We start from the raw sequence: 21,137 nt of genomic DNA, 5'->3' as shown, positions 1-21,137 counted from the left end.
CATGGAGCTGAGCCAAGATCTGCTGAACCGCCTGCTCGCCGAGTCGCTGCGCGCCCGCGAGTTCTCGCATTCGCCGTACTCGAAATACAAGGTCGGCGTCGCCATCCTGGACGAGCAGGGGCGCATCCACATCGGCGCCAACATGGAAAACGCGTCCTACCCGCAGGGTTGGTGCGCGGAGCCGTCGGCGCTGACGGCCATGATCATGGCCGGCGGCAAGCAGGCCAAGGTGGCGCTGGTGACCGGCCCCGGCCCGGACATCATCACGCCGTGCGGCGGCTGCCGCCAGAAGCTCCGGGAGTTCTCCGTCCCCGAAGAGCTTGTCATCATTGCTGGCGATCCTGGCGGCATCCGCCAACGCTGGACCCTGGCCGAGCTGCTGCCCCACAGCTTCGGGCCCAGCCACCTAAATTTCTGAGGTTTTCCATGATCGATAACAAGACCCTCGACGTCGCCATCACCGCGAGCGTCGAGAAGCTGCAATCCCTGTTCGGCAACGCCCCTGAAGTCGCCGTCGTGCTGGGCTCCGGCTGGGCCGGCGCCGTCAGCCATGTGCAGGACGGCAAGAACCTGCCCTACACCGAGCTGCCGGCTTTCCCGCAGCCCAAGGTCGAGGGGCATGTCAACGAGATCGTCGTCGGCAAGATCGGCGCGCAGCGCGTCGTCTTCCTGCGTGGCCGTGCGCACACCTACGAAAGCGGCGAATGCACGGGCATGGCCGGCGCCATCCGCACGCTGAAGCGCTGGGGCGTCAAGCTGCTGCTGCAGACCAACGCCTCGGGTTCGCTGCGCGGCCACATGCCGCCCGGCAGCCTGATGCTGATCGCCGACCACATCAACGCGCCGCAGCGCAGCCCGCTCGTTGGCGAGCAGGGCAGTCACCGCTTCGTCGACATGGTCAACGCCTACGACGGTGATCTGCGCAAGCACGCGCTGGCGCTGGCCAAGCGCGAGAACCTGATGCTGGGCGAGGGCACCTACTGCTGGGCGCTGGGCCCGCAATTCGAGACGGCCGCCGAGATCCGCATGTTCGCCGCCTGGGGCGCGGACGCCGTCGGCATGAGCACCGTCCCCGAGACCATCCTGGCCCGCCATGCCGGCCTCAAGGTCATGGGCATCGCGCTGATGACCAACATGGCCGCTGGCCTGTCGGCCGAGGCGCTGACGCATGACCTGACGCTGAAGCAGGCGCAGGCGTCGGGCGAGCGCGCTTCCGCCTTCCTCGCGGCGCTGGTCGCGAGCCTTGCCGAGCTGACGCTGTGACCACCGATCTGAAGGCCGCGGCCCGCACGGCGCTGGCCTGCCTGGATCTGACCAGCCTCAACGACGCCGACACGGCGGCCGACATCGACACGCTGTGCGCTCGTGCGCAGACGGCGCACGGCCCGGTTGCCGCCGTCTGCGTGTGGCCGCGCTTCGTCGCTCAGGCGCGTGCGGCGCTGCCGGCGGCCATCAAGGTCGCGGCCGTCGCCAACTTCCCCGACGGCGCGCTGGACGTGCAGCGTGCGTTGGCCGACGTGGCCGAGATCGCGCAGGCCGGTGGCGACGAGGTCGACGTCGTGCTGCCTTACCGCGCGTTGCTGGCCGACCAGTCCACCGAGGTGGCCGAGTTCCTGTCCGAGGTCCGCTTCGCCAGCCGCCCGCTGACGCTGAAGGTCATCATCGAATCCGGCGAACTGGCGACGCCCGAGCGCATCGCCCAGGCGACGCGGCTGGCGCTGGCCGCCGGTGCCGACTTCGTGAAGACCAGCACCGGCAAGACCAAGGTCGGCGCGACGCCGGCCGCGGCTGGCGTCATGCTCAAGGAGATCGCCGCGAGCGGCCTGCCCGCCGCCGGCTTCAAAGCCTCGGGCGGCGTGCGCTCGGTGGCAGACGCCGCCGGCTACATCGCCCAGACCGAAGCCGCCCTCGGCGCCGCCGCGCTGAACCCGCAGCGCCTGCGTTTCGGCGCGAGCGGCCTGCTCACCGACATCGAATCTGTTCTCTCCGGCGCTGACTCGGTCGCTTCGACCGCCGCCTACTGACCATGCTCGCTCAAGAAATCATCCGCGCCAAGCGCGACGGCCACGCGCTCAACGAAGCGCAGATCCAGAACTTCGTCGATGGCCTGACGCACAACACCTGGAGCGAAGGCCAGGTCGCCGCGCTCGGCATGGCCGTGTTCCTGAAGGGCATGGGCCGCGACGAGGCCGTGCTGCTGACCCGCGCGATGATGAACTCCGGCCGCGTCATGCGCTGGCCCGACATGCCCGGCCCGGTGCTGGACAAGCACAGCAGCGGCGGCGTGGGCGACAAGGTCAGCCTGATGCTGGCGCCGATGGTGGCCGCCTGCGGTGGCTATGTGCCGATGATCGCCGGCCGCGGCCTGGGCCACACCGGCGGTACCGTCGACAAGCTGGAGGCCATCCCGGGCTACACGACGACGCCCGACCCGGCGAAGTTCGACCAGATCGTGCGCTCGCTGGGCTGCGCCATCATCGGCCAGACGGCCGACCTGGCGCCCGCCGACAAGCGCTTCTACGCGACGCGCGACGTGACGGCCACCGTCGAGAGCGTGCCGCTGATCACTGCGTCCATCCTGTCCAAGAAGCTCGCCGCCGGACTCGAAGGCCTGGCGATGGACATCAAGTGCGGCAACGGCGCGTTCGCGTCCACGCCCGAGTTCGCGAAGGAACTGGCCGAGAGCATCGTGGCCGTCGCCGGCGGTGCGGGCCTGAAGACGCGCGCGTTGATCACCGACATGAACCAGATCCTGGGCACTGATGTCGGCAACTCGCTGGAAGTCATCGAGACCATCCGTTACCTGAGGGGCGAGCACCGCGAGCCGCGCCTGCATGAGGTCACGCTGGCACTGTGCGCCGAGATGCTGGTGCTGGGCGGCCTGGCCGCCGACACGGCCGCTGCGCGTGTGAAGCTGCAGGCGGCGCTGGACTCCGGCGCTGCCGCCGAGAAGTTCGCCAAGATGGTCGTCGCGCTGGGCGGCCCGGCCGATCTGATGGAGCGTCACGGTGCCTACCTGGCTGCCGCGCCGGTCGTGAAGCCCGTGGCCGCGCCGCGCGCCGGCGTCGTCACGACGATGTCGACACGTGACCTGGGCGTGGCCATCGTCGAGCTGGGTGGTGGACGCCGCAAGGCGGGTGACGCCATCGACATGCGCGTCGGTTTCTCCGAGGTCCGCCCCATCGGCACACGCGTCGCCGCCGGCGAGCCGCTGGCGCTCATCCATGCAGCCGACGAGGCCGCCGCCGACCGCGCCATCGCGTCCTACCTCGCCGCCTGCGCGCTGGGCGACGCCGATGTGGCCGCCACGCCCATGGTCATGGCGACAATCGGCTGATGGACGAACAGAACGACAACCCACCGCAGAATCCGCTGCGCCGCCCGATCAAGAGTTTCGTGACTCGGCCCGGCCGCATGGGCACGGGCCAGATCAAGGCGCTGACCGAGCTAGGCCCGAAGTTTGTTCTGCCCTACAAGGTCGAGCGGCTCGACCCCGCTGCGGTCTTTGGCCGTAGCGCGCCATTGGTGCTGGAGATCGGCTTTGGCATGGGCGCCGCCACCGCCGACATCGCCGCCACGCTGCCCGATCACGACTTCATCGGCTGCGAAGTCCACGAACCCGGCGTTGGCGCCTTGCTCAAGCTGATCGGCGAGCGCGAGATCGGCAACATCCGCATCGTCCAGCACGACGCCGTCGAGGTGTTGCGCGATATGGTCGGCGAAGCCGCGCTGGATGGCGTGCACATCTTCTTCCCCGACCCGTGGCACAAGAAGCGCCACAACAAGCGCCGCCTGATCCAGGCGCCGTTCGTGGCCAACCTGGTGCGGCACATCAAGCCCGGCGGCTACCTGCACTGCGCCACCGACTGGCAGCCCTACGCCGAGCAGATGCTTGAAGTGCTGTCGGCCGAGCCTCATCTCCTGAACACCGCGGCGGGCTATGCTGACAAGCCCGCCTACCGCCCCCTGACCAAGTTCGAGAACCGCGGCATCAAGCTCGGACACGGCGTATGGGATCTGGTGTTCAGGAAGCGTTGATGACAAGTCCCCTTCACGGCAAACACATTCTTCTGGCCATGACCGGCGGCATCGCCGGCTACAAGATCGCCGAACTGACGCGCCTGTTCGTGAAGGGCGGCGCGACCGTGCAGGTCATGATGACCGAGGGCGCAGAAGCCTTCATCACCGCCGTGACGATGCAGGCGCTGTCCGGCCGCCCCGTCTACACCAGCCAGTGGGACGCGCGGCCCGACAACAACATGGCCCACATCAACCTCAGCCGCGAGGCCGATGTGATGCTGGTGGCACCCGCCAGCGCCGATGCCATCGCCTCGTTGGCGCAGGGCAGGGCGGATGACCTCGTCAGCCTGACCGCGCTGGCCCGCCGCATCCACGAGTGCCCGCTGCTGGTCGTGCCGGCGATGAACCGCGAGATGTGGGCCCACCCCGCCACGCAGCGCAACGTCGCGCAGATCAAAGCCGATGGCGCCATCGTCATCGGCCCCGCCAGTGGCGACCAGGCCTGCGGCGAGATCGGTGACGGCCGCATGCTGGAGCCGCAGGAGATCTTCGACGACGTCGAGGCCTTCCTGGCTCCGAAGCCTCTGCGCGGTAAGAAGTTGCTAATCACCGCGGGCCCGACCTTCGAGCCCATCGACCCGGTGCGCGGCATTACCAACCACAGCAGCGGCAAGATGGGTTTCGCCATCGCGCGTGCCGCCGCGGAAGCGGGCGCCGAGGTCACGCTGGTGGCCGGCCCGGTGCATCTGACGACGCCGCGTGGCGTGCTGCGCATCGACGTGCAGAGCGCGCAGCAGATGTACGACGCCGTGCTGCCTTTGGCTGCACACCAGCACGCCTTCATCGCTAGCGCTGCCGTGGCCGACTGGCGGCCCGCGCAGACGCACGAGCACAAGATGAAGAAGGCCGAGGGCGGTGCGACAGCGCCGACCCTCGCGATGACCGAGAACCCGGACATCCTCGCCGCCGTCGCCAGGCTGCCCAAGCCACCCTACTGCGTCGGCTTCGCCGCCGAAAGCGAGAAGCTCGCCGAGCACGCCGACGCCAAGCGCCGCCGCAAGGGCATTCCGCTCATCGTCGCCAATCTCGGCCCGGCCACCTTCGGCCGCGACGACAACGCGCTGCTGCTCATCGACGAGCAGGGCCAGCGCGAATTCCCCCGTGCCGACAAGCTCAGCCTCGCGCGCGAACTGATCCAAGAACTCTCGAAACGACTTTCCTGATGCACGCGATTGATTTGCAAGTGCTCGACGCCCGCATGGCCGAGCAGATCCCCGCCTACGCCACGCCCGGCAGCGCCGGCCTCGACCTGCGTGCCTGCCTCGACGAGGCCATCACGCTGGCGCCGGGCCAGACGACGCTTATCCCCACGGGGCTGGCCATCCACATCGCCGACCCGGGGCTCGCCGCCATCATCCTGCCGCGCTCGGGCCTGGGCCACAAACACGGCATCGTGCTGGGCAACCTCGTGGGGCTGATCGACAGCGACTACCAGGGCCAGCTGATGGTCAGCTGCTGGAACCGCGGCCAGACCGAGTTCGTCATCCAGCCCTTCGAGCGCATCGCGCAGCTTGTCATCGTGCCGGTCGTGCAGGCCACGTTCCGCCGCGTCGACAGCTTCGACGCATCCGACCGCGGCACCGGGGGCTTTGGCTCCACCGGCAAGACCTGAAGAAACAAAGGCGCCGTGAGGCGCCTTCTTGTTGAGTGCGTCAGTGCAGCGGTTCGTCGGGTGGCGCGCCGGTCTGGACCATGAAGATGGGCTCACCCACCGAGCCGGCCTGCACCTCTTCCTCGGTTGCCGTACGCACGTCCAGCAGCGTCAGGTGCATGCGCAGGCCGATGCCGGCCAGCGGGTGGTTGCCATCCAGCACGACATGCCCCGGGTAGACCTCGGTCACCGTGTAGATCGCGTCGGGCATGCCCTCTGTCACCGCGCCTTCGGGCATGCCTTCGAACTGCATGCCGGGTGCCACGTCCTCGGGGAACAGGCTGCGTGACTCGAAGCAGACGAGGCCGGAGTCGTAGTCACCGAAAGCCTCCTCGGGCTGCAGCGCCAGCGCCGTCTCGAATCCGGCCTCCTGGCCTTCGAGGGCCTCCTCGACCTTGGTGAACAGGTCGTCGCCCCCCACAAGGAATTCCATCGGTTCGGCCAGCTCGTCGATGAGCTGGCCCTGGGCATCTTCGAGTCTCCAGCGCAGGGAGACGACTGAGGGGCGGGTCACTTGCATGGGATCAATTTTCCCACAGGGCCTCGGCACAATGCTGCAGATGCAGATCGATCTCCCGACCCCCATGCTCGCCGGCCTGAGCCCGGCGCAGTTCATGCGCAAGCACTGGCAGAAGAAGCCGCTGCTGGTGCGCCAGGCCTTCGCCGACGTCCGGCCGCCTGCGTCGCTGAAGGAGCTTGCGGCACTGGCCGCGCGCGACGACGTCGAGTCCCGCCTCGTCACCGCCTTCGACGGCGACTGGAAGCTCAGGCACGGCCCCATCGCCCGCCTGCCGGCGATGAGCAAGCCAGGCTGGACGCTGCTGGTGCAAGGCCTTGACCAGCATGTCGACGCTGCCCGTGAGCTGCTGGACCGCTTCCGCTTCGCGCCCGATGCGCGGCTGGACGACCTGATGTTGTCCGTTGCCAGCGATGGTGGCGGCGTCGGCCCGCATTTCGATTCCTACGACGTGTTCCTCATCCAGCTGGCCGGCAAGCGCCGCTGGCGCATCGGCGCGCAGCGCGATGCGGTGCTGCGTGACGACGTGCCGCTGAAGATCATCGCCAACTTCAAGCCCGATGAAGAGTTCGTGCTGGAGCCCGGCGACATGCTGTATCTGCCGCCGGGCTGGGCGCACGATGGCGTTGCGGTAGGCCCGGGTTGCGTCACCGGTTCGGTGGGCTTCCGCGCGTCGACGGCCGAGGGCATGGCGGCCGAGCTGCTGCCGCGGCTGCTTGACGATGTCGACTTGGGAGGCAAGCTGTACTCGGACCCGCGCCAGGAGGCGACCACGGAGCCCGGGCGCGTGCCGACCGCGCTGCTGGAGTTCGCCCGCCGCGCCGTGGAGATGGCTGCGCAGCGCCCGCAGGCGCTGGAGCGGGCGTTGGGTGAGGCGCTGACGGAGCTGAAGGCCAACGTCTGGTTCGAGCCCGGCGAGCAGTTGCCGCCGGGGCAGGGCGCCGCGCTCGACAGGCGCAGTCGCATGCTCTACGACGCGGCCCATGTCTTCCTGAACGGTGAGAGTTTCCGTGCCGGTGGGCGCGACGCGGCGCTGATGCGCCGCCTGGCCGATTGCCGCGAGCTGACGGCCGCCGAAGTCGCGCGCCTGTCACCCGAGGCACGCGAACTGCTGGACCAGTGGACCGAGGACGGCTGGGTACAGCCGCACGTTTCATGAACGCTCAGCAGTTCGAAGGCCGCGCCGGCTTCCAGCGCCTGCTGGTCGACACCTTCGTCTGGGCCGCTGAGTATGGCTGCCGCGAACTGCATGCCTGGGATGCGAGCTTCGTCGACTGGCCGCTGTCCGATGCCAACGCGCTGACCGCGCTGACCGCCTGGGCCCGCCATGGCCGACAGCTCCATCTGCTGGCGCAGCAGTACGAGGACGTGCAGCGGCGCCATCCGCGCTTTGTGCGCTGGCGGCGCGACTTCGGGCATTGCGTGACGGCGAGGGCGGTCGAGCCGGAGCTGAAGCTCGATGGCGCGCCCGAGAGCTTGCTGCTGGCTGTCTGTCCGGACGGTGGCGCATTGAGCCTGCGGCTCTTCGACCGCCACCTCTGGCACGGCGAAATCAGCGTGGATGCTGGGCAGCGACTGCGCGGACTGGAATGGTTTGATGCCCTGGCGCAACGTTCCAGCGACTCATTTGCGCCCACGACTTTGGGACTATGAGTCTTTGTGACAAGCAAACCCCTATAATCATTGGCTAGGCGAGGGAAGCGCTCGAGGTTTTCCGCGTCTTGTTCTGCGGGGTCGGCAGTTGGTGCCAAGCACTGACGCACGGCCCCAAAATTATGGTGTGCACCGTCGTTTAAACGTTTGAGGACAAGTATGACTAAGTCGATCCTGTTGGCTTCCCTGCTGGCTGCTGCTGCTCTGACCGCTTGCAGCAAGAAGGAAGAACCCAAGGTTGAAGCCGCTCCCGCTGTGACCGCTCCGGCTCCCGCCGCTTCGGAAGCCGCTTCGGCTGCTGCCAGCGCCGTTGACGCTGGTGCTTCGGCTGCCGCCGACGCTGGCGCGTCCGCCGCTTCGAAGTAATCGCTTCGTCCCCACGGAAAGAGCCGTCGCTGCGCAAGCAGCGGCGGCTTTTTTCTTTTCCGGGTTTCCTGTCGACCCGGAATCAGGTATCGAAAGCCTGAATTACAAAACTTTGCGCTGGGTTGAATCGGGTCGTCAGCCGACCTGGACCCAGTCGAAACCCAGCGTTGGATCGGCGACGCGAATATCGCCCGCCGCGCAGCCCAGTACCGTTGCCAGTGCCGCGCGCGCCAGGCTCGGCGAGTTGTTCTTCTCGCTCAGGTGCGCGGCGACGACAGCGCCCAGCGACGTATGCAGGCAGCGCGACAGCAGGTCCGCCGCGGCCTCGTTGGACAGATGCCCATGCGTGCCCAGGATGCGCCGCTGCAGCGACGGCGGGTAGGGCCCCGACCTCAGCATCGCCTCGTCGTGATTGCACTCCAGCAGCAGGGCCTGGCAGCCTTGCAAGGCCGCCGACACGGTGGCCGGTGCGGAGCCCAGATCTGTGACGATGCCCAGCCTCACGGCACCATCGCTGATGCAGAGTTGCAGAGGCTCCTGGGCGTCGTGCGGGACGGTGAACGGCGCCAGTTCCAGGTCGCCCAGCGTGATGGCCTCGCCGCTGCGTGCCACGCACAGCAGGCTGGCTTCGAAGTCGTCGCAGCCGATGGCGCGCCAGGTGCCGCGGCTGGTGATCAGCGGAATGCGGTGACGGCGCGCGAACGCGACCGAACGGCCGACGTGGTCGCCGTGCTCGTGCGTGATGAAGAGGGCGTCGATGCCGGCCGGCGTGCAGCCGGCGATGGCGAGCCGGCGCGTCAGCTCGCGTTCACTGAAACCCGCGTCGACGAGGATGCGCGTGGTCGTGATGCCCTGGCTGGCCTCGACAAGCGTCGAGTTGCCGCTGCTGCCGCTGCCGAGATTGCGAAAACGCATGGAAAAACCGCGCCGTAGCGCGGTTCTCAGGTATTGCCGGTCACCCCGATTTGCCCGCATTCAGCGTGGCAGGACGGGGCGACGAGGGGCTTCACTTCAGGTCGTCCATCAACAGGCCAAGGATGCGCTTGGCGTTGTCGTTGGTGACGGCCTGGCCGCGGTCGTCGAGGATGCGCACCGTGCTCTTGTCGCCTTCGGCCTTGACCGACACGCGGTAACGCACCGGTGCGGCGGTCTTGGCGCCGAACAGGCGCTGGAAGAAGTTGGGTTCTTCCTCGCCGGCCTTCTCGGGGTCGGCGTAGCGCAGGTAGAACAGGCCGGCGGCGCGGTCACGGTCTTCGATCGTGAAGCCATGGCGATCCAGCGACAGCCCGACACGGCGCCAGGCGCGGTCGAAGGCGTCGGCGACAACGAGGCTGTCGGGCACTTCGGTCAGCGGACGGCGGGCTCGCGGGGCTTCGCCGCCGGTGGCCAGCGGCGACGGCTGGGCCGTCGGTGCGGACGCGCCGGCGACGACGGCCTTGGCGGCCGACTCCTGGCCGCCCAGCTTGAGCATCAGGCGCGACAGCATCTCGGCTTCCAGCGACGGGTCGCTGGGGCGGTTCTGCCAGGCGGTGGAGTCCTTGGCGGAGGTCGTGTAGACCTCCTGCATGCCGCGATGGCTAATGAAGATGTCGGTGCCGTTGGCGCCGCGTTCGACGCGGGTGCGGTACATGTCCCGCTCACCGGTGGACCACAGGCCGTCGAAGACCTTGCCGATCGTGGAGCGGATGAAGTCGTTCGGCAGCTTGGCGCGGTTCTCGGCCCAGTTGGTTTCCATGATGCCGACCTCGGGCTGCTCCTTGGTCAGTTCCAGGCCACGCTCCTGCCAGAAGGCACGCAGTTGCGGCCACACCTGCTCGGGCGTGGCGGAGGTGTGCAGCCAGCGGTCGGCGCCGCTGCGCTCCAGGCGGACATCACCGGCCGCATTGGGGGCGACGCTATTGGTGGCCATCGAGCCGGCCGTCGGCGTGGCCGGGCGCGTGGCGGACAGCGCGGAGGCGGTGATGGAGCCGCCTTGCACCTGGGCGCGGCTGTCCTTGGCGAGCTGGGTCAGATCGGGCGGGACGTCCAGGCCCGTGGTCTGCCGCGACTGGGTCTTGTAGTCGACCTTGTCCGACGAGAACATGCCGTCGAGGGTGCTGCAGCCGGCAAGGGACAGGACGAAGGCCGTGCAGGCCAGGCGGGTCGCCGTGGGGCGATGCGAGAAAAGGGACGTCACGCTGGAATCTCTCCGAGGGAACAGGTTGCCCACCTGCGTGGGCAGCCGCGCATTAGACCAGAGCCGCGAAGCCACGAGATCGGGGGCTTTCGGGACTTTGCGCTGCTTTGCAGCGGGCTTCTTAGAGCAGCCCGGCTTCGATCAGCGCCTGGCCGACACTGGCCTGGCCGGCGGCCGTCAGCGGCGTGATCGGCAGGCGCAGCGCGGCGCCGCAGCGGCCGAGGCGCGACAGCGCCCACTTGGCCGGGCCGGGGCTGGGTTCGCAGAACAGCTGCTTGTGCAGGCCGAGCAGCTTGAGGTGGATCTTGCGGGCCTCGACGGCGTTGCCTTCGATGGCCAGGCGGCACAGCTCGGCCATCTCGCGCGGTGCGACGTTGGCCGTCACGCTGACGTTGCCGTGGCCGCCCAGCAGCATCAGCGCGACAGCGGTGCCGTCATCGCCGGAGTAGATGTGGAAGCCTTCGGGCGCGTGCTTGATGAGGAAGGCGGCGCGCTCGATGTTGCCGGTGGCCTCCTTGATGCCGAACACGCCGGGCAGCGAGGCGCAGCGCAAGGTGGTCTCGGGCAGCAGGTCCGCAACGGTCCGGCCGGGCACGTTGTAGAGCATCATGGGGATGTCCACAGCCTCGGCGATGGCCTTGAAGTGCTGGTAGATGCCTTCCTGCGAGGGCTTGTTGTAGTAGGGCACGACGGACAGCGTGCAGTCCGCGCCGACCTCCTTGGCGTAGCGGCTCAGCTCGATGGCCTCGGCCGTGGAGTTGGCGCCGGTGCCGGCCAGGACGGGGATGCGGCCCTTGGCATGCTCGACCGCGACGCGGATGATTTCGCGGTTCTCCTCCATGCTGACCGTGGGCGACTCGCCGGTGGTGCCGACGACGCCGACGCAGGCGGTGCCGGATTCGACGTGCCAGTCGATCAGGCGACGCAGGGCGGGGTAGTCGATGCTGCCGTCCTCGTTCATGGGCGTGACGAGGGCGACGATGCTGCCGAGGATGGGCTTCATGGTGGAAATGTCTGAAGGGATCTGGTGATTTTAGGCTGCCCCGAGTGTCGGGGACGCCGGCCGGACGGCCGCAACGCGCTGGACGAAGCGCGAGTTGACGCCGCCTTCGAACAGATCCTCATAGGCCACGACACGCCAGTCACCGCAGACGCGCAGCAACTCGCCCCGCTGCAGCAGGAAATCGGGCCGGGCCGGGCGGCCGATGGTCTGCTGGCCGTCGGCGAAGGTTTCCCAGATCAGCCAGCCGCCCGGCTTGACGGCGGACTTGACGGTGTCGAACAGGGGGCGCCAGAGGTAGTTGGCGACGATGACCAGATCGAACTGGCGATCGGCGAGGGGCCAGGGGGCGTTTTCGATGTCGGCGTCGATGATCTCCGCCAGCCCCCGCAGCGGCGCAGTGGCCGTCTTATCGCGGTCGACGCCGGTGACCTGCCAGCCCACCTCGGCGAGCCAGCGCAGGTTGCGGCCGGAGCCGCAGGCCAGGTCCAGCGCGGTCGCGGGCGGCCGTGGGGCGAAGCGCTGCAGCCAGGCGGACGGCATGCCGGTCATCCGAAGCAAGCCCAGATCTGCTCGCTGAGCTGGATCATGACCGCCGGGTGGCGGTAGGCCAGCGCGGTCAAGGCCAGCGTGGCCAGGACCAGCATGGGCACGATCCAGCGGCGCGGCTTCATGCCGGTTGCGCTCCCGGCGCGGATCGGTCGATGGGCGCCTCGCGCACCGGCAGGTTGGCGAGCATGGCCATGACGCCCAGAGCGATGGCGAGGACCCAGACGACGTCGTAGCTGCCGGTGGCGTCGTAGAGCTTGCCGCCCAGCCACACGCCCAGGAAGCTGCCGATCTGGTGGCTGAAAAACACGAAGCCGCCCAGCATGGACAGATGCTGCGCGCCGAAGATCTGCGCGACGACGGCGTTCGTGGGCGGCACCGTGGACAGCCACAGGAAGCCGATCACCGCGGCGAATACGTAGACGCTGAGCGGCGTCAGCGGCACGGTGATGAAGGTGGCGATGGCGACGGCGCGCAGGCCGTAGATGGCAGACAGCAGGTAGCGCTTGGGGAGGCGCTGGCCCAGCGAGCCGGCGGCGTAGGTGCCGAAGATGTTGAACAGTCCGATCAGCATCAGCGCGCCGGTCGACACCTCGATGCCGAGGCCGTGGTCCTTCAGGTAGCTGGGCAGGTGCACGCCGATGAAGACCACCTGGAAGCCGCAGACGAAATAACCCAGCATGAGCAACTGGAAGCTGCGATAGCCGAAGGCCTCGCGCAGCGCCTGGCCGATGCTCTGGTGGCCGGCCGCGGGGCCGACTGCCTGGCGTTCGCGGATGCCCAGCGCCAGCGGCACGATGAGCAGCGCCGTGCCAGCGAGCAGGAACAGTGCCGTCTGCCAACCGAGGTGGCTGATGAGCCAGGTTTCGAGCGGGATCATGACGAACTGGCCGAACGAGCCCGCCGCGGCGGCGACACCAAAGGCCCAGGAGCGCTTCTCGGGCGACACGGTGCGGCCCAGCACGCCGTAGATGACGGCGTAGGTCGAGCCCGACTGCGCGATGCCGATCAGCACGCCGGCACCGAGCGTGAATGTCAGCGGGCTGCTGGCGACGGACATCGCCAGCAGGCCCAGCGCATAGGCCAGGCCGCCGGCGATCAGCACCTTCCAGGAGCCGAAGCGATCGGCCAGCATGCCGGCGATGGGGCCGGCGGCGCCCCAGGCGAGGTTCTGCACGGCTATCGCGAACGAGAAGGTCTCGCGCGTCCAGCCGCGCTCGGTGATGATGGGCTGCAGCCAGAAGCCGAAACCGTGGCGGATGCCCATCGACAGCGTGACGATCATGGCGCCGCACAGCAGCACCTGTTGGACGGACAGGCCGGAGGCTGCGGGGCGGGCGGTGTTCATGCCGGCGACTGTAATCAGCGCGAGGTGGCCTTGCTGGTCGTCTTGGATTGCGTCTTGGTCGCCGTCTTGCCGGAAGTCTTGGCGGTTGACTTGGTAGCTGCCGACTTGGCCGAGCCCTTGGTGGTGGCCTTGCCCTTTCCGGACTTCTTGCCCGCGACCTTGCGGGTTGGCGCATCGGCGGTCGACGCGCTGGCCTGCGAACTGGACGCGGCGACGTCGGCCAGCCGGGTCAGCAGCCGGCCCTGCTTGACGCGCAGCATCGGCATGTCGACCTGGGCCAGGTCGGCGATCGGGTCGCTGCCCAGCACGAGGAAGCTCGCCTCGCAGCCGGGCTCGAAGCAGCCCAGCTTGCGGCCCGGGAAGAGGGCGCGCGGCGTGTCGACGGTGGCCAGGCGCAGCAGCGTGGCAGGTTCCAGACCAAGGTCTTCCAGCGCGTGCAGTTCTGCGCGCGCCGTGCCGATGAAGACGTCCGATCCGATCAGCAACTGCACGCCGGCGGCCTGCAGGCGGGCGAGGTTGGCGCGCTGCACGTCGCGCAGCGCCGCCAGTGCCGCGGGTTCCTGCTTGAACAGGGCGGTAGCGGCCGTCGTCGTGATGACGGCGGTGTGCTGGTGGGCCGCTTGGGCGGCGGCGGCCTCGGTGATGGCGAAGTGCTCGGGCGGCTCGTCCAGCATGTTGGCGTAGCCGGGCAGATGGGCGATGACGTCCACGCCGGCGGCCAGCGCGGCATCGAAGTCGGCGGCGGTCTCCACGTGGGCGACGACCTTGCGGCCATCGGCATGGGCCAGCCGGGTCAGCGCGGCGGCCGACTCGGGCGTCAGGCCCAGGCGGCCGAAGTGTTCGGTCATCTGGCGCAGCTCCGGGCGCTCGCTGTGCGCCAGCACGAGGCGTAGCCACTGGCCGCCGCGTGCCTTGATGGCCGGCCATTGCTGGACGGCCTGCTCGGGGCTGTCGACGAGGACGATCTGCTTTTGCGCTGCGGCAGCCTCAGCCGTGGGCTCGGGCAGCACGGCGGCCAGCGGGTAGCCGTCGCTCGACGTGATGCAGGCGGTGATGAAGCTGACGTCCGGCGCAGCCGGCGCGGCGGCCAGCGGCTTGACGGCGGCGACATTGTCCGGGTCACCGCACAGCATGGCGGCGTAGAACACGCCCTGGTCGATGTAGGCGTCGGCGAACTGGCCCCAGCCCCAGGCGGTCTGCAGATTGTGGTTGTGCGCCTCGGCCAGCGGGCCGATGAGCACCTGCCCGCGCATGTCCATCTTGCGGTTGACCTTGGGCGGCTTCTTCGCGACGAACACGCCGTTCTCGACGTAGAGGTTGCCACGCTGGATGGCGTGGCCGTCGAACCAGCGGGCGTTTTTCAGCTCCCACGACAGCGGCGCGCTGGCCTGGTAGGGCTGTTGCGGAGGAAGTGGGGTCTGGGCCTGTGAAAAAATACAGGTCAGCAACAGGCAAGCAATCAGGAATCTCAAGCTTCGGAACTCGGTCTTCGAGGGCCGCGAATCCTACTTCTTAGAATCCCGCCCCTATGTCGAGTCGTCCGTCTTCCTCTTCCGCCGCCAAACCCGCCGAGTACGGCGAAGCCTCCATCCGTGTTCTGAAGGGGCTGGAACCCGTCAAGCAGCGGCCGGGCATGTACACCCGGACCGAGAACCCGCTGCACTGCATCCAGGAAGTCATCGACAACGCCGCCGACGAAGCTTTGGCCGGCCACGGCAAGCGCATCGACCTGACGCTGCATGCCGACGGTTCCGTGTCGGTCGCAGACGACGGCCGCGGCATTCCGTTCGGCCTGCACCCCGAGGAGGGCGTGCCGGTCATCGAGATCGTCTACACGCGGCTGCATGCCGGCGGTAAGTTCGACAAGGGCTCGGGCGGCGCGTACAGCTTCTCCGGCGGCCTGCATGGCGTGGGCGTGTCGGTGACGAACGCGCTGGCCAAGCGGCTGGAGGTGGCCGTCTGGCGCGATAAGCAGGTCGCCGGCATCGCCTTCGAGCATGGCGACGTGGTGCAGCCGGTCGTCGCCCGCCCGGCGGTCAGTGGCGACCGCAAGCAGGGCACGACGGTGCGGGTGTGGCCCGACCCCAAATACTTCGAGAGCGCGGAGCTGCCGCGTCACGAACTGATTCATCTGTTGCGCTCCAAGGCCGTGCTGATGCCGGGCGTGATCGTGACGCTGAAGATCGAGAAGACCAACGAGGTCACCACCTGGCAGTACAAGGCCGGCCTGCGTGACTACCTGGCCCAGTCGATGAACAGCGACCCGCTGATCCCGCTGTTCGAGGGCGAGGGTTTCGCCACCGCCGGCGAGAGCGAGAACTTCGCCGAAGGCGAGGGTGCTGCCTGGTGTGTGGCTTTCACGGAAGACGGCGCACCGCTACGCGAGAGCTACGTGAACCTGATCCCGACGGTGGCGGGCGGTACGCACGAGTCGGGCCTGAAGGATGGCCTGTTCGGCGCGGTCAAGGGCTTCATCGAGATGCATTCGCTGCTGCCCAAGGGCGTCAAGCTGATGCCCGACGACGTGTTTTCGCGGGCCAGCTTCGTGCTGAGCGCCAAGGTGCTGGACCCGCAGTTCCAGGGCCAGACCAAGGAGCGCCTGAACTCGCGCGACGCGCTGCGGCTGGTGTCCGCCTACGTGAAGCCGGCGCTGGAGCTATGGTTGAACCATCACGTGGACCACGGCAAGAAGCTGGCCGAGCTGGTCATCAAGCAGGCGCAGACGCGGCAACGCGCCAGCCAGAAGGTCGAGAAGCGCAAAGGCTCCGGCGTGGCCGTGCTGCCCGGCAAGCTGACCGACTGCGAAAGCCGCGACCTGACCCTGAACGAGGTCTTCCTCGTCGAAGGCGACTCCGCAGGCGGCAGCGCCAAGATGGGCCGCGACAAGGAAACCCAGGCCATCCTGCCGCTGCGCGGCAAGGTGCTGAACGCGTGGGAGGTCGAGCGCGACCTGCTGTTCAAGAACAACGAGATCCACGACATCTCCGTCGCGCTGGGCGTGGACCCGCACGGCCCGAACGACACGCCGGACCTGTCCGGCCTGCGCTACGGCAAGGTCTGCATCCTGTCGGACGCCGACGTCGACGGCTCGCACATCCAGGTGCTGCTGCTGACGCTGTTCTTCCGCCACTTCCCCAAGCTGGTCGAGGCCGGCCATGTGTTCGTCGCCCGCCCGCCGCTGTACCGCGTCGATGCGCCAGCCCGCGGCAAGAAGCCCATGGCCAAGCTCTACGCGCTGGACGATGGCGAGTTGGCCGCGACGCTGGACAAGCTGCGCAAGGAAGGCGCGCGCGAGGGCTCGTGGAGCATCAGCCGCTTCAAGGGCCTGGGCGAGATGAACGCCGAGCAGCTGTGGGACACGACGCTGAACCCGGAGACGCGGCGGCTGTCGCGTGTCGAGTACGGCCAGTTCGATTTCGGCGCCACCGTCGAGGCGTTCAACAAGCTGATGGGCAAGGGCGAGGCCGCCTCGCGCCGCGAGCTGATGGAGCTTCACGGCGACTCGGTCGAGATAGACATCTGAGCTTGGCATGAGCCTGCGCCTGCGTCCCACGATGCTGTCGGACCTCGACTGGGTGGCCTCGGTCGAGCGCGACGGCGCCAACCTGCCGTTCATCACGCCCTGGGAGCGCACGCAGCACGAGGGCGCGATCCGTTTCCCCGACTCGCGGCATTTCATCGTTGAAGAAGGCGACGAACTGGCGCGCATCGGCTTCGTCATCCTGCAGGGATGTCGCAATCCCAACAGCTCCGTGGAGCTGAAGCGCCTCGTGCTTCAGCCCAAGGGGCGCGGCCTCGGCCGTGCGGCCGTGCGGCAACTCAAGGCGATGGCCTTCACGCAGTTGAGGGCGCACCGGTTCTGGCTGGACGTGAAGGCGCTGAACATTCGTGCGCTGAAGCTCTACCAGAGCGAAGGCTTCGTCGAGGAGGGTCGGTTGCGCGAGAGCGTGCGCGTGACCATCGATGGCGCCGACGGCTACGACTCGCTGGTCGTCATGTCGCTGCTGGACCGCGAATACCAGGCGCGCGTCGCGCTGGGGCTGGAGTCGGCATGACGCGCTGGCTGCCGCTTGTCTTGCTCGCCCTCGCGCTGCCCGTGCGGGCGGAGCTGTGGGGCTATGTCGACGGTAGCGGCGTGGCCCATTTCGCGCAGCGCCAGGTGGACTCGCGTTATGCGCCCGTGCTCGGCGGCGTCGGTATGCAGCGGGTGCCTGGCAAGACCGACGCGGGCCTGGCTTTGCTGAACTGGCTGGATATCGCGCCCGAGGTGAAGGCCGTCCAGCCCTGGCTGCGCGAGGCGGCCGCCGAACATGGCGTCGATGCCGACCTACTGAAGGCCGTTATCGCCGTCGAGTCTGGCTACCAGCGTGGCGCGGTGTCGCCCCGAGGCGCGCTGGGCCTGATGCAGATCACGCCCGAGGCGGCCAGCCGCTACGCGACGCCGGCCGACGCCGCGCGGCTCATCGAGCCGCGCATCAACATCCACATCGGTGCCCGCATGCTCGCCGACCTGATGCGCCGCTTCGGCCGCATCGACGCCGCGCTCGCAGCATGGAATGCCGGCGAGGGCGCTGTGCGTCGCGCCGGCAACCGCGTGCCCGATATCGAAGAAACCCAGGCCCATGTGCAGCTCGTCCTCGAGCTGTACTGGGCCCTGCTGCAGCAGAGCCAGCCGGCTCACGCGCAGCGCTTAGCCCTGCACCCATGAGTTCCCAGACCACGATCGACTTCAACGGCCCCAACGACGGGGGCAGCAACGGCGGCGATGACGCCAACGCGCTGACGCTGGCGGCCTACGCGCAGCAGGCCTATCTCGAATACGCGCTCAGCGTCGTCAAGGGCCGTGCACTGCCGTCCTACTCCGACGGCCAGAAGCCTGTCCAGCGCCGCATCCTTTACTCGATGCAGCGCCTGGGGCTGGGCTGGAGCGGCGCGTCCGGCGCCAAGCCGGTCAAGGGCGCCAAGGTCGTCGGCGACGTGCTGGGCAGCTACCACCCGCACGGCGACCAGTCGGTCTACGACGCGCTGGTGCGCATGGCGCAGGACTTCTCGCTGCGCTACCCGCTCATCGACGGCCATGGCAACTTCGGCAGCCGCGACGGCGACGGCGCTGCGGCGATGCGCTACACGGAAGCGCGCCTAGCGCCCATCGCCCGCCTTGTGCTCGACGAGATCGACGAAGGCACGGTGGACTTCCGTCCCAACTACGACGGCACGACGCAGGAGCCTGCGGAACTGCCGGCGCGCCTGCCCTTCGTGCTGCTGAATGGTGCCAGTGGCATCGCGGTCGGCCTGGCCACCGAGATCCCCAGCCACAACCTGCGCGAGGTGGCTGCGGCCGCTGTCGCGCTGCTGAAGGACGACCAGCTCGCCGACGACGCACTGTTCGAGCTGATCCCCGGCCCGGACTTCCCCGGCGGTGGCCAGCTCATCAGCGCGCCGGAGGAGATCCGTGCCGCCTACACGTCGGGCCGTGGCAGCCTCAAGCTGCGGGCGCGCTGGAAGATCGAGGATCTGGCCCGCGGCCAGTGGCAACTGGTCGTCACCGAGCTGCCGCACGGCACCAGCGCGCAGAAGGTGCTGGAGGAGATCGAGGAGCTGTCCAACCCCAAGGTCAAGGCCGGCAAGAAAACGCTGACGCCCGAGCAGCTGCAGCTCAAGGCCAGCCTGCTGGCGGTGCTGGACGGCGTGCGCGACGAGTCCAGCAAGGACGCGGCCGTGCGCATCGTCTTCGAGCCCAAGAGTCGCACCGTCGAGCAGCAGGACCTCATCAACACGCTGCTGGCCCACACCAGCCTGGAAAGCAGCGCGCCGGTCAACCTGACGATGATCGGCGACGACGGCCGTCCGACGCAGAAGAGCCTGCGTCAGGTGCTGACCGAGTGGGTGGGTTTCCGCCAGACCACCGTGCGCCGCCGCACCGAGCATCGCCTGGCCAAGGTCAACGAGCGCATCCATGTGCTGGAAGGCCGGCAACTGGTGCTGCTGAACATCGACGAGGTCATCCGCATCATCCGTGAGTCGGACGAGCCCAAGGCTGCGTTGATCGCACGCTTCAACCTGAGCTCCGCCCAAGCCGAGGACATCCTCGAAATCCGCCTGCGCCAGTTGGCGCGGCTGGAGGCCATCAAGATCGAGCAGGAGTTGTCCAAGCTGCGTGACGAGCGCGCCAAGCTGGAGGACATCCTCGGCAGCGCCAGCGCACTGCGCCGCACCGTCATCAAGGAGATCGAGGCCGACGCCAAGCAGTACGGCGACGACCGCCGCACGCTGATCCAGGCGGAGAAGCGCGTCACGGCCGAGGTCAAGGTCGTCGACGAGCCGGTCACCGTCATCGTCAGCCAGAAGGGCTGGGTGCGCGCGCTCAAGGGTCACGAGGTGGATGTCGCCGCGCAGACGTTCAAGGCCGGCGACAGCCTGTGGGGCGCCTTCCGCTGCCGCAGCGTCGATCCGCTCATCGTCATGGGCAGCAACGGCCGCGTTTACTCGGTGCCGGTTTCGGTCCTGCCCGGCGGGCGTGGCGACGGCCAGCCCATCACGACGCTGATCGAGCTGGAGAGCGGCACGCAGATCGCGCACTACCTGGCGGCCGCGCCCGCGCAGCGCCTCGTCATGGCCGGCTCGACCGGCTACGGCCTGATCGCCCAGGTCGGCGACCTTGTCGGCCGCCAAAAGGCCGGCAAGACCTTCCTGGCGCTGGACGAGGGCGAGACGCCGTTGCTGGCCGTCGTGCCGAACCACGCCGTCGCGCTGCAGGTGGCCGTGCTGAGCGACCAGGGCCGCCTGTTGAGCTTCCCGCTCGACGAGCTCAAGCACCAGCCCAAGGGTGGCAAGGGCCTGACGCTGATGGACCTGGAGGCCAAGGATGTCGTGCTGTCCATCGCCTGCTTCGCGACCCAGTTGCGTGTGCTCGGCAGCGGCCGTGGCGGCAAGCCGCGCGAGGAGCTTCTGAAGAACCATTCCCTCGCGACGCACGCCGGCAAGCGCGCCCGCAAGGGCAAGGCTGTGGAGGGGCTGCAGAAGGTGGCCGGCCTCGCACCGGATTGAGTCGGCCGCCCAGAATCGGTAGCACTTGCCTTGGACTGGTGCAAATCTGGCAAATTAGGGGCGTAACCTTACAAGCGGCTACAAATACCAGAGGATGTACCCCTAGGCCGAAGGGGGTGTGAGACTTTTCACCGCTTCGCTGCACTGCACAATGACGTCCGGCGGTTGTGCTTGACCGTCAAAGTCAGGAGCTACGCAAATGAAGTTGAAAACCATCGCAGCCCTAGCCGCTCTCTCTCTGGGAGCAGTTGCTGCACAGGCCACTACCGCGAATCTCGGTACCCTGTCCCCCACCATTTCCTCCAGCGGTGGCGTTGCCACATCGTTCGGCGGCGTCGTGAACGACAACTTCACGTTCTCTTTGTCGGTCAATTCGATCGTTCAGAGCAACGTGACGACCTTCCTCGGCAACCTCAACCCGGCCTTCTACGGCATCTACACGGCGGGTGCCGATTCCATCGTCGGCAACGCTGACGACCAACTGGTTGTCGGCCATGGCTTCACGTCCGTGTCCACCAGCCATTTCGACACCGTGACTGCCGGGAGCTACTACTTCAAGGTGTTCGGTCTGTCGAACTCGGCGCTGTCTGCCTACTCGATCTCGGCCACGGCCACCGCTGCGCCGGTGCCGGAACCCGAAACCTACGCCCTGCTGGGTGCCGGCCTGGGCATCGTCGGTTTCGTCGCTTCGCGTCGTCGCCGCGACTACTGATCCGCGAGCAGGTCAGCGGGATCGACCCGATCCCGCGA

At 68.2% G+C, this 21,137-nt stretch carries 22 protein-coding genes; 14 read left to right on the top strand and 8 right to left on the bottom strand.

Annotated elements, in window-relative coordinates:
• Position 1 precedes the first annotated feature (1 nt).
• The 7 genes from cdd to dut are packed head-to-tail and all read left to right on the top strand — an operon-like array spanning position 2 to position 5,692.
• Entirely contained in the window at positions 2-418 is a 417-nt protein-coding gene (cdd, locus tag ACG04R_RS04885; RefSeq protein WP_394406839.1) for a cytidine deaminase, read from the top strand.
• Positions 419-426: 8 nt separating this feature from the next.
• Complete coding sequence (locus ACG04R_RS04880; RefSeq protein WP_394406837.1) at positions 427-1,263, top strand: purine-nucleoside phosphorylase; 837 nt, start codon at positions 427-429, stop codon at positions 1,261-1,263.
• Positions 1,260-2,024: a deoxyribose-phosphate aldolase gene (gene deoC, locus ACG04R_RS04875; RefSeq protein WP_394406835.1), complete on the top strand. Its 765-nt coding sequence runs from the start codon at positions 1,260-1,262 to the stop codon at positions 2,022-2,024. The genes ACG04R_RS04880 and deoC overlap by 4 nt, the downstream gene beginning before the upstream one ends.
• A 2-nt stretch (positions 2,025-2,026) precedes the next feature.
• Entirely contained in the window at positions 2,027-3,337 is a 1,311-nt protein-coding gene (gene deoA, locus ACG04R_RS04870; RefSeq protein ID WP_394406833.1) for a thymidine phosphorylase, read from the top strand.
• Positions 3,337-4,038 carry a tRNA (guanosine(46)-N7)-methyltransferase TrmB gene (gene trmB / locus ACG04R_RS04865; RefSeq protein ID WP_394406831.1) on the top strand — a complete coding sequence of 234 codons (702 nt, stop codon included), beginning with the start codon at positions 3,337-3,339 and terminating at the stop codon, positions 4,036-4,038. The genes deoA and trmB overlap by 1 nt, the downstream gene beginning before the upstream one ends.
• Positions 4,038-5,243 carry a bifunctional phosphopantothenoylcysteine decarboxylase/phosphopantothenate--cysteine ligase CoaBC gene (gene coaBC / locus ACG04R_RS04860; RefSeq protein WP_394406829.1) on the top strand — a complete coding sequence of 402 codons (1,206 nt, stop codon included), beginning with the start codon at positions 4,038-4,040 and terminating at the stop codon, positions 5,241-5,243. Before trmB ends, coaBC begins: the two co-directional genes overlap by 1 nt.
• The gene (dut, locus tag ACG04R_RS04855) at positions 5,243-5,692 is read left to right on the top strand and encodes a dUTP diphosphatase (RefSeq protein ID WP_394406827.1); all 450 of its coding nucleotides are present in this window, start codon (positions 5,243-5,245) and stop codon (positions 5,690-5,692) included. Before coaBC ends, dut begins: the two co-directional genes overlap by 1 nt.
• Positions 5,693-5,732: 40 nt before the next feature.
• Here dut and ACG04R_RS04850 read toward each other — a convergent pair whose 3' ends face one another.
• Positions 5,733-6,251 (bottom strand): FKBP-type peptidyl-prolyl cis-trans isomerase, encoded by a 519-nt coding sequence (locus tag ACG04R_RS04850; RefSeq protein ID WP_394406824.1) that lies wholly within the window; start codon positions 6,249-6,251, stop codon positions 5,733-5,735.
• A 40-nt stretch (positions 6,252-6,291) separates the two neighbouring features.
• On the opposite strand from ACG04R_RS04850, the gene ACG04R_RS04845 reads away from it, so the two are divergent.
• Positions 6,292-7,407, top strand: coding sequence for a JmjC domain-containing protein (locus ACG04R_RS04845; RefSeq protein ID WP_394406822.1), 1,116 nt, complete (start codon positions 6,292-6,294; stop codon positions 7,405-7,407).
• Complete coding sequence (locus ACG04R_RS04840) at positions 7,404-7,901, top strand: hypothetical protein (protein ID WP_394406820.1); 498 nt, start codon at positions 7,404-7,406, stop codon at positions 7,899-7,901. The genes ACG04R_RS04845 and ACG04R_RS04840 overlap by 4 nt, the downstream gene beginning before the upstream one ends.
• A gap of 501 nt (positions 7,902-8,402) precedes the next feature.
• Here the strand turns inward: ACG04R_RS04840 and ACG04R_RS04835 are convergent.
• From ACG04R_RS04835 to ACG04R_RS04805, 7 genes are all read right to left on the bottom strand, one after another.
• Positions 8,403-9,182, bottom strand: a complete 780-nt coding sequence (locus ACG04R_RS04835) for an MBL fold metallo-hydrolase (protein WP_394406819.1) — start codon at positions 9,180-9,182, stop codon at positions 8,403-8,405.
• 91 nt (positions 9,183-9,273) lie between these two features.
• Positions 9,274-10,443, bottom strand: coding sequence for an outer membrane protein assembly factor BamC (bamC, locus tag ACG04R_RS04830; RefSeq protein ID WP_394406817.1), 1,170 nt, complete (start codon positions 10,441-10,443; stop codon positions 9,274-9,276).
• 121 nt (positions 10,444-10,564) lie between these two features.
• The gene (gene dapA, locus ACG04R_RS04825) at positions 10,565-11,446 is read right to left on the bottom strand and encodes a 4-hydroxy-tetrahydrodipicolinate synthase (RefSeq protein WP_394406815.1); all 882 of its coding nucleotides are present in this window, start codon (positions 11,444-11,446) and stop codon (positions 10,565-10,567) included.
• Positions 11,447-11,476: 30 nt separating this feature from the next.
• Entirely contained in the window at positions 11,477-11,986 is a 510-nt protein-coding gene (locus ACG04R_RS04820) for a class I SAM-dependent methyltransferase (RefSeq protein WP_394406813.1), read from the bottom strand.
• Between the two features lie 5 nt (positions 11,987-11,991).
• Positions 11,992-12,117, bottom strand: a complete 126-nt coding sequence (locus ACG04R_RS04815; protein ID WP_394406811.1) for a hypothetical protein — start codon at positions 12,115-12,117, stop codon at positions 11,992-11,994.
• The gene (locus ACG04R_RS04810) at positions 12,114-13,340 is read right to left on the bottom strand and encodes an MFS transporter (protein ID WP_394406809.1); all 1,227 of its coding nucleotides are present in this window, start codon (positions 13,338-13,340) and stop codon (positions 12,114-12,116) included. Before ACG04R_RS04810 ends, ACG04R_RS04815 begins: the two co-directional genes overlap by 4 nt.
• 14 nt (positions 13,341-13,354) lie before the next feature.
• Positions 13,355-14,812: an amidohydrolase family protein gene (locus ACG04R_RS04805; protein ID WP_394406808.1), complete on the bottom strand. Its 1,458-nt coding sequence runs from the start codon at positions 14,810-14,812 to the stop codon at positions 13,355-13,357.
• Positions 14,813-14,868: 56 nt separating this feature from the next.
• On the opposite strand from ACG04R_RS04805, the gene ACG04R_RS04800 reads away from it, so the two are divergent.
• The 5 genes from ACG04R_RS04800 to ACG04R_RS04780 all read left to right on the top strand — a co-directional run bounded on the left by ACG04R_RS04800 (position 14,869) and on the right by ACG04R_RS04780 (position 21,099).
• Positions 14,869-16,863, top strand: coding sequence for a DNA topoisomerase IV subunit B (locus tag ACG04R_RS04800; protein WP_394406807.1), 1,995 nt, complete (start codon positions 14,869-14,871; stop codon positions 16,861-16,863).
• A gap of 7 nt (positions 16,864-16,870) precedes the next feature.
• Entirely contained in the window at positions 16,871-17,395 is a 525-nt protein-coding gene (locus ACG04R_RS04795; RefSeq protein ID WP_394406806.1) for a GNAT family N-acetyltransferase, read from the top strand.
• Positions 17,392-18,048 (top strand): lytic transglycosylase domain-containing protein, encoded by a 657-nt coding sequence (locus tag ACG04R_RS04790; RefSeq protein WP_394406805.1) that lies wholly within the window; start codon positions 17,392-17,394, stop codon positions 18,046-18,048. Before ACG04R_RS04795 ends, ACG04R_RS04790 begins: the two co-directional genes overlap by 4 nt.
• A 14-nt stretch (positions 18,049-18,062) precedes the next feature.
• On the top strand, positions 18,063-20,387 hold the full coding sequence (gene parC, locus ACG04R_RS04785) for a DNA topoisomerase IV subunit A (protein ID WP_394407258.1): 2,325 nt from the start codon (positions 18,063-18,065) through the stop codon (positions 20,385-20,387).
• Positions 20,388-20,586: 199 nt separating this feature from the next.
• On the top strand, positions 20,587-21,099 hold the full coding sequence (locus tag ACG04R_RS04780; RefSeq protein ID WP_394406803.1) for an FxDxF family PEP-CTERM protein: 513 nt from the start codon (positions 20,587-20,589) through the stop codon (positions 21,097-21,099).
• Positions 21,100-21,137 lie beyond the last annotated feature (38 nt).

It is taken from the genome of Pelomonas candidula, from assembly GCF_043555985.1.
GTDB lineage: Bacteria > Pseudomonadota > Gammaproteobacteria > Burkholderiales > Burkholderiaceae_C > Pelomonas > Pelomonas candidula.
The sequence above is the reverse complement of the archived record's forward strand: the minus strand, read 5'-3'. Positions and strand labels throughout refer to the sequence as shown.

Bases quoted from the DNA above. Each gene is read 5' to 3' on its own strand.
- cdd (WP_394406839.1), top strand. From the start codon at position 2: ATGGAGCTGAGCCAAGATCTGCTGAACCGCCTGCTCGCCGAGTCGCTG.
- ACG04R_RS04880 (WP_394406837.1), top strand. From the start codon at position 427: ATGATCGATAACAAGACCCTCGACGTCGCCATCACCGCGAGCGTCGAG.
- deoA (WP_394406833.1), top strand. From the start codon at position 2,027: ATGCTCGCTCAAGAAATCATCCGCGCCAAGCGCGACGGCCACGCGCTC.
- trmB (WP_394406831.1), top strand. From the start codon at position 3,337: ATGGACGAACAGAACGACAACCCACCGCAGAATCCGCTGCGCCGCCCG.
- coaBC (WP_394406829.1), top strand. From the start codon at position 4,038: ATGACAAGTCCCCTTCACGGCAAACACATTCTTCTGGCCATGACCGGC.
- dut (WP_394406827.1), top strand. From the start codon at position 5,243: ATGCACGCGATTGATTTGCAAGTGCTCGACGCCCGCATGGCCGAGCAG.
- ACG04R_RS04850 (WP_394406824.1), bottom strand. From the start codon at position 6,251: ATGCAAGTGACCCGCCCCTCAGTCGTCTCCCTGCGCTGGAGACTCGAA.
- ACG04R_RS04845 (WP_394406822.1), top strand. From the start codon at position 6,292: ATGCAGATCGATCTCCCGACCCCCATGCTCGCCGGCCTGAGCCCGGCG.
- ACG04R_RS04840 (WP_394406820.1), top strand. From the start codon at position 7,404: ATGAACGCTCAGCAGTTCGAAGGCCGCGCCGGCTTCCAGCGCCTGCTG.
- ACG04R_RS04835 (WP_394406819.1), bottom strand. From the start codon at position 9,182: ATGCGTTTTCGCAATCTCGGCAGCGGCAGCAGCGGCAACTCGACGCTT.
- dapA (WP_394406815.1), bottom strand. From the start codon at position 11,446: ATGAAGCCCATCCTCGGCAGCATCGTCGCCCTCGTCACGCCCATGAAC.
- ACG04R_RS04820 (WP_394406813.1), bottom strand. From the start codon at position 11,986: ATGCCGTCCGCCTGGCTGCAGCGCTTCGCCCCACGGCCGCCCGCGACC.
- ACG04R_RS04815 (WP_394406811.1), bottom strand. From the start codon at position 12,117: ATGAAGCCGCGCCGCTGGATCGTGCCCATGCTGGTCCTGGCCACGCTG.
- ACG04R_RS04810 (WP_394406809.1), bottom strand. From the start codon at position 13,340: ATGAACACCGCCCGCCCCGCAGCCTCCGGCCTGTCCGTCCAACAGGTG.
- ACG04R_RS04800 (WP_394406807.1), top strand. From the start codon at position 14,869: ATGTCGAGTCGTCCGTCTTCCTCTTCCGCCGCCAAACCCGCCGAGTAC.
- ACG04R_RS04795 (WP_394406806.1), top strand. From the start codon at position 16,871: ATGAGCCTGCGCCTGCGTCCCACGATGCTGTCGGACCTCGACTGGGTG.
- ACG04R_RS04790 (WP_394406805.1), top strand. From the start codon at position 17,392: ATGACGCGCTGGCTGCCGCTTGTCTTGCTCGCCCTCGCGCTGCCCGTG.
- ACG04R_RS04780 (WP_394406803.1), top strand. From the start codon at position 20,587: ATGAAGTTGAAAACCATCGCAGCCCTAGCCGCTCTCTCTCTGGGAGCA.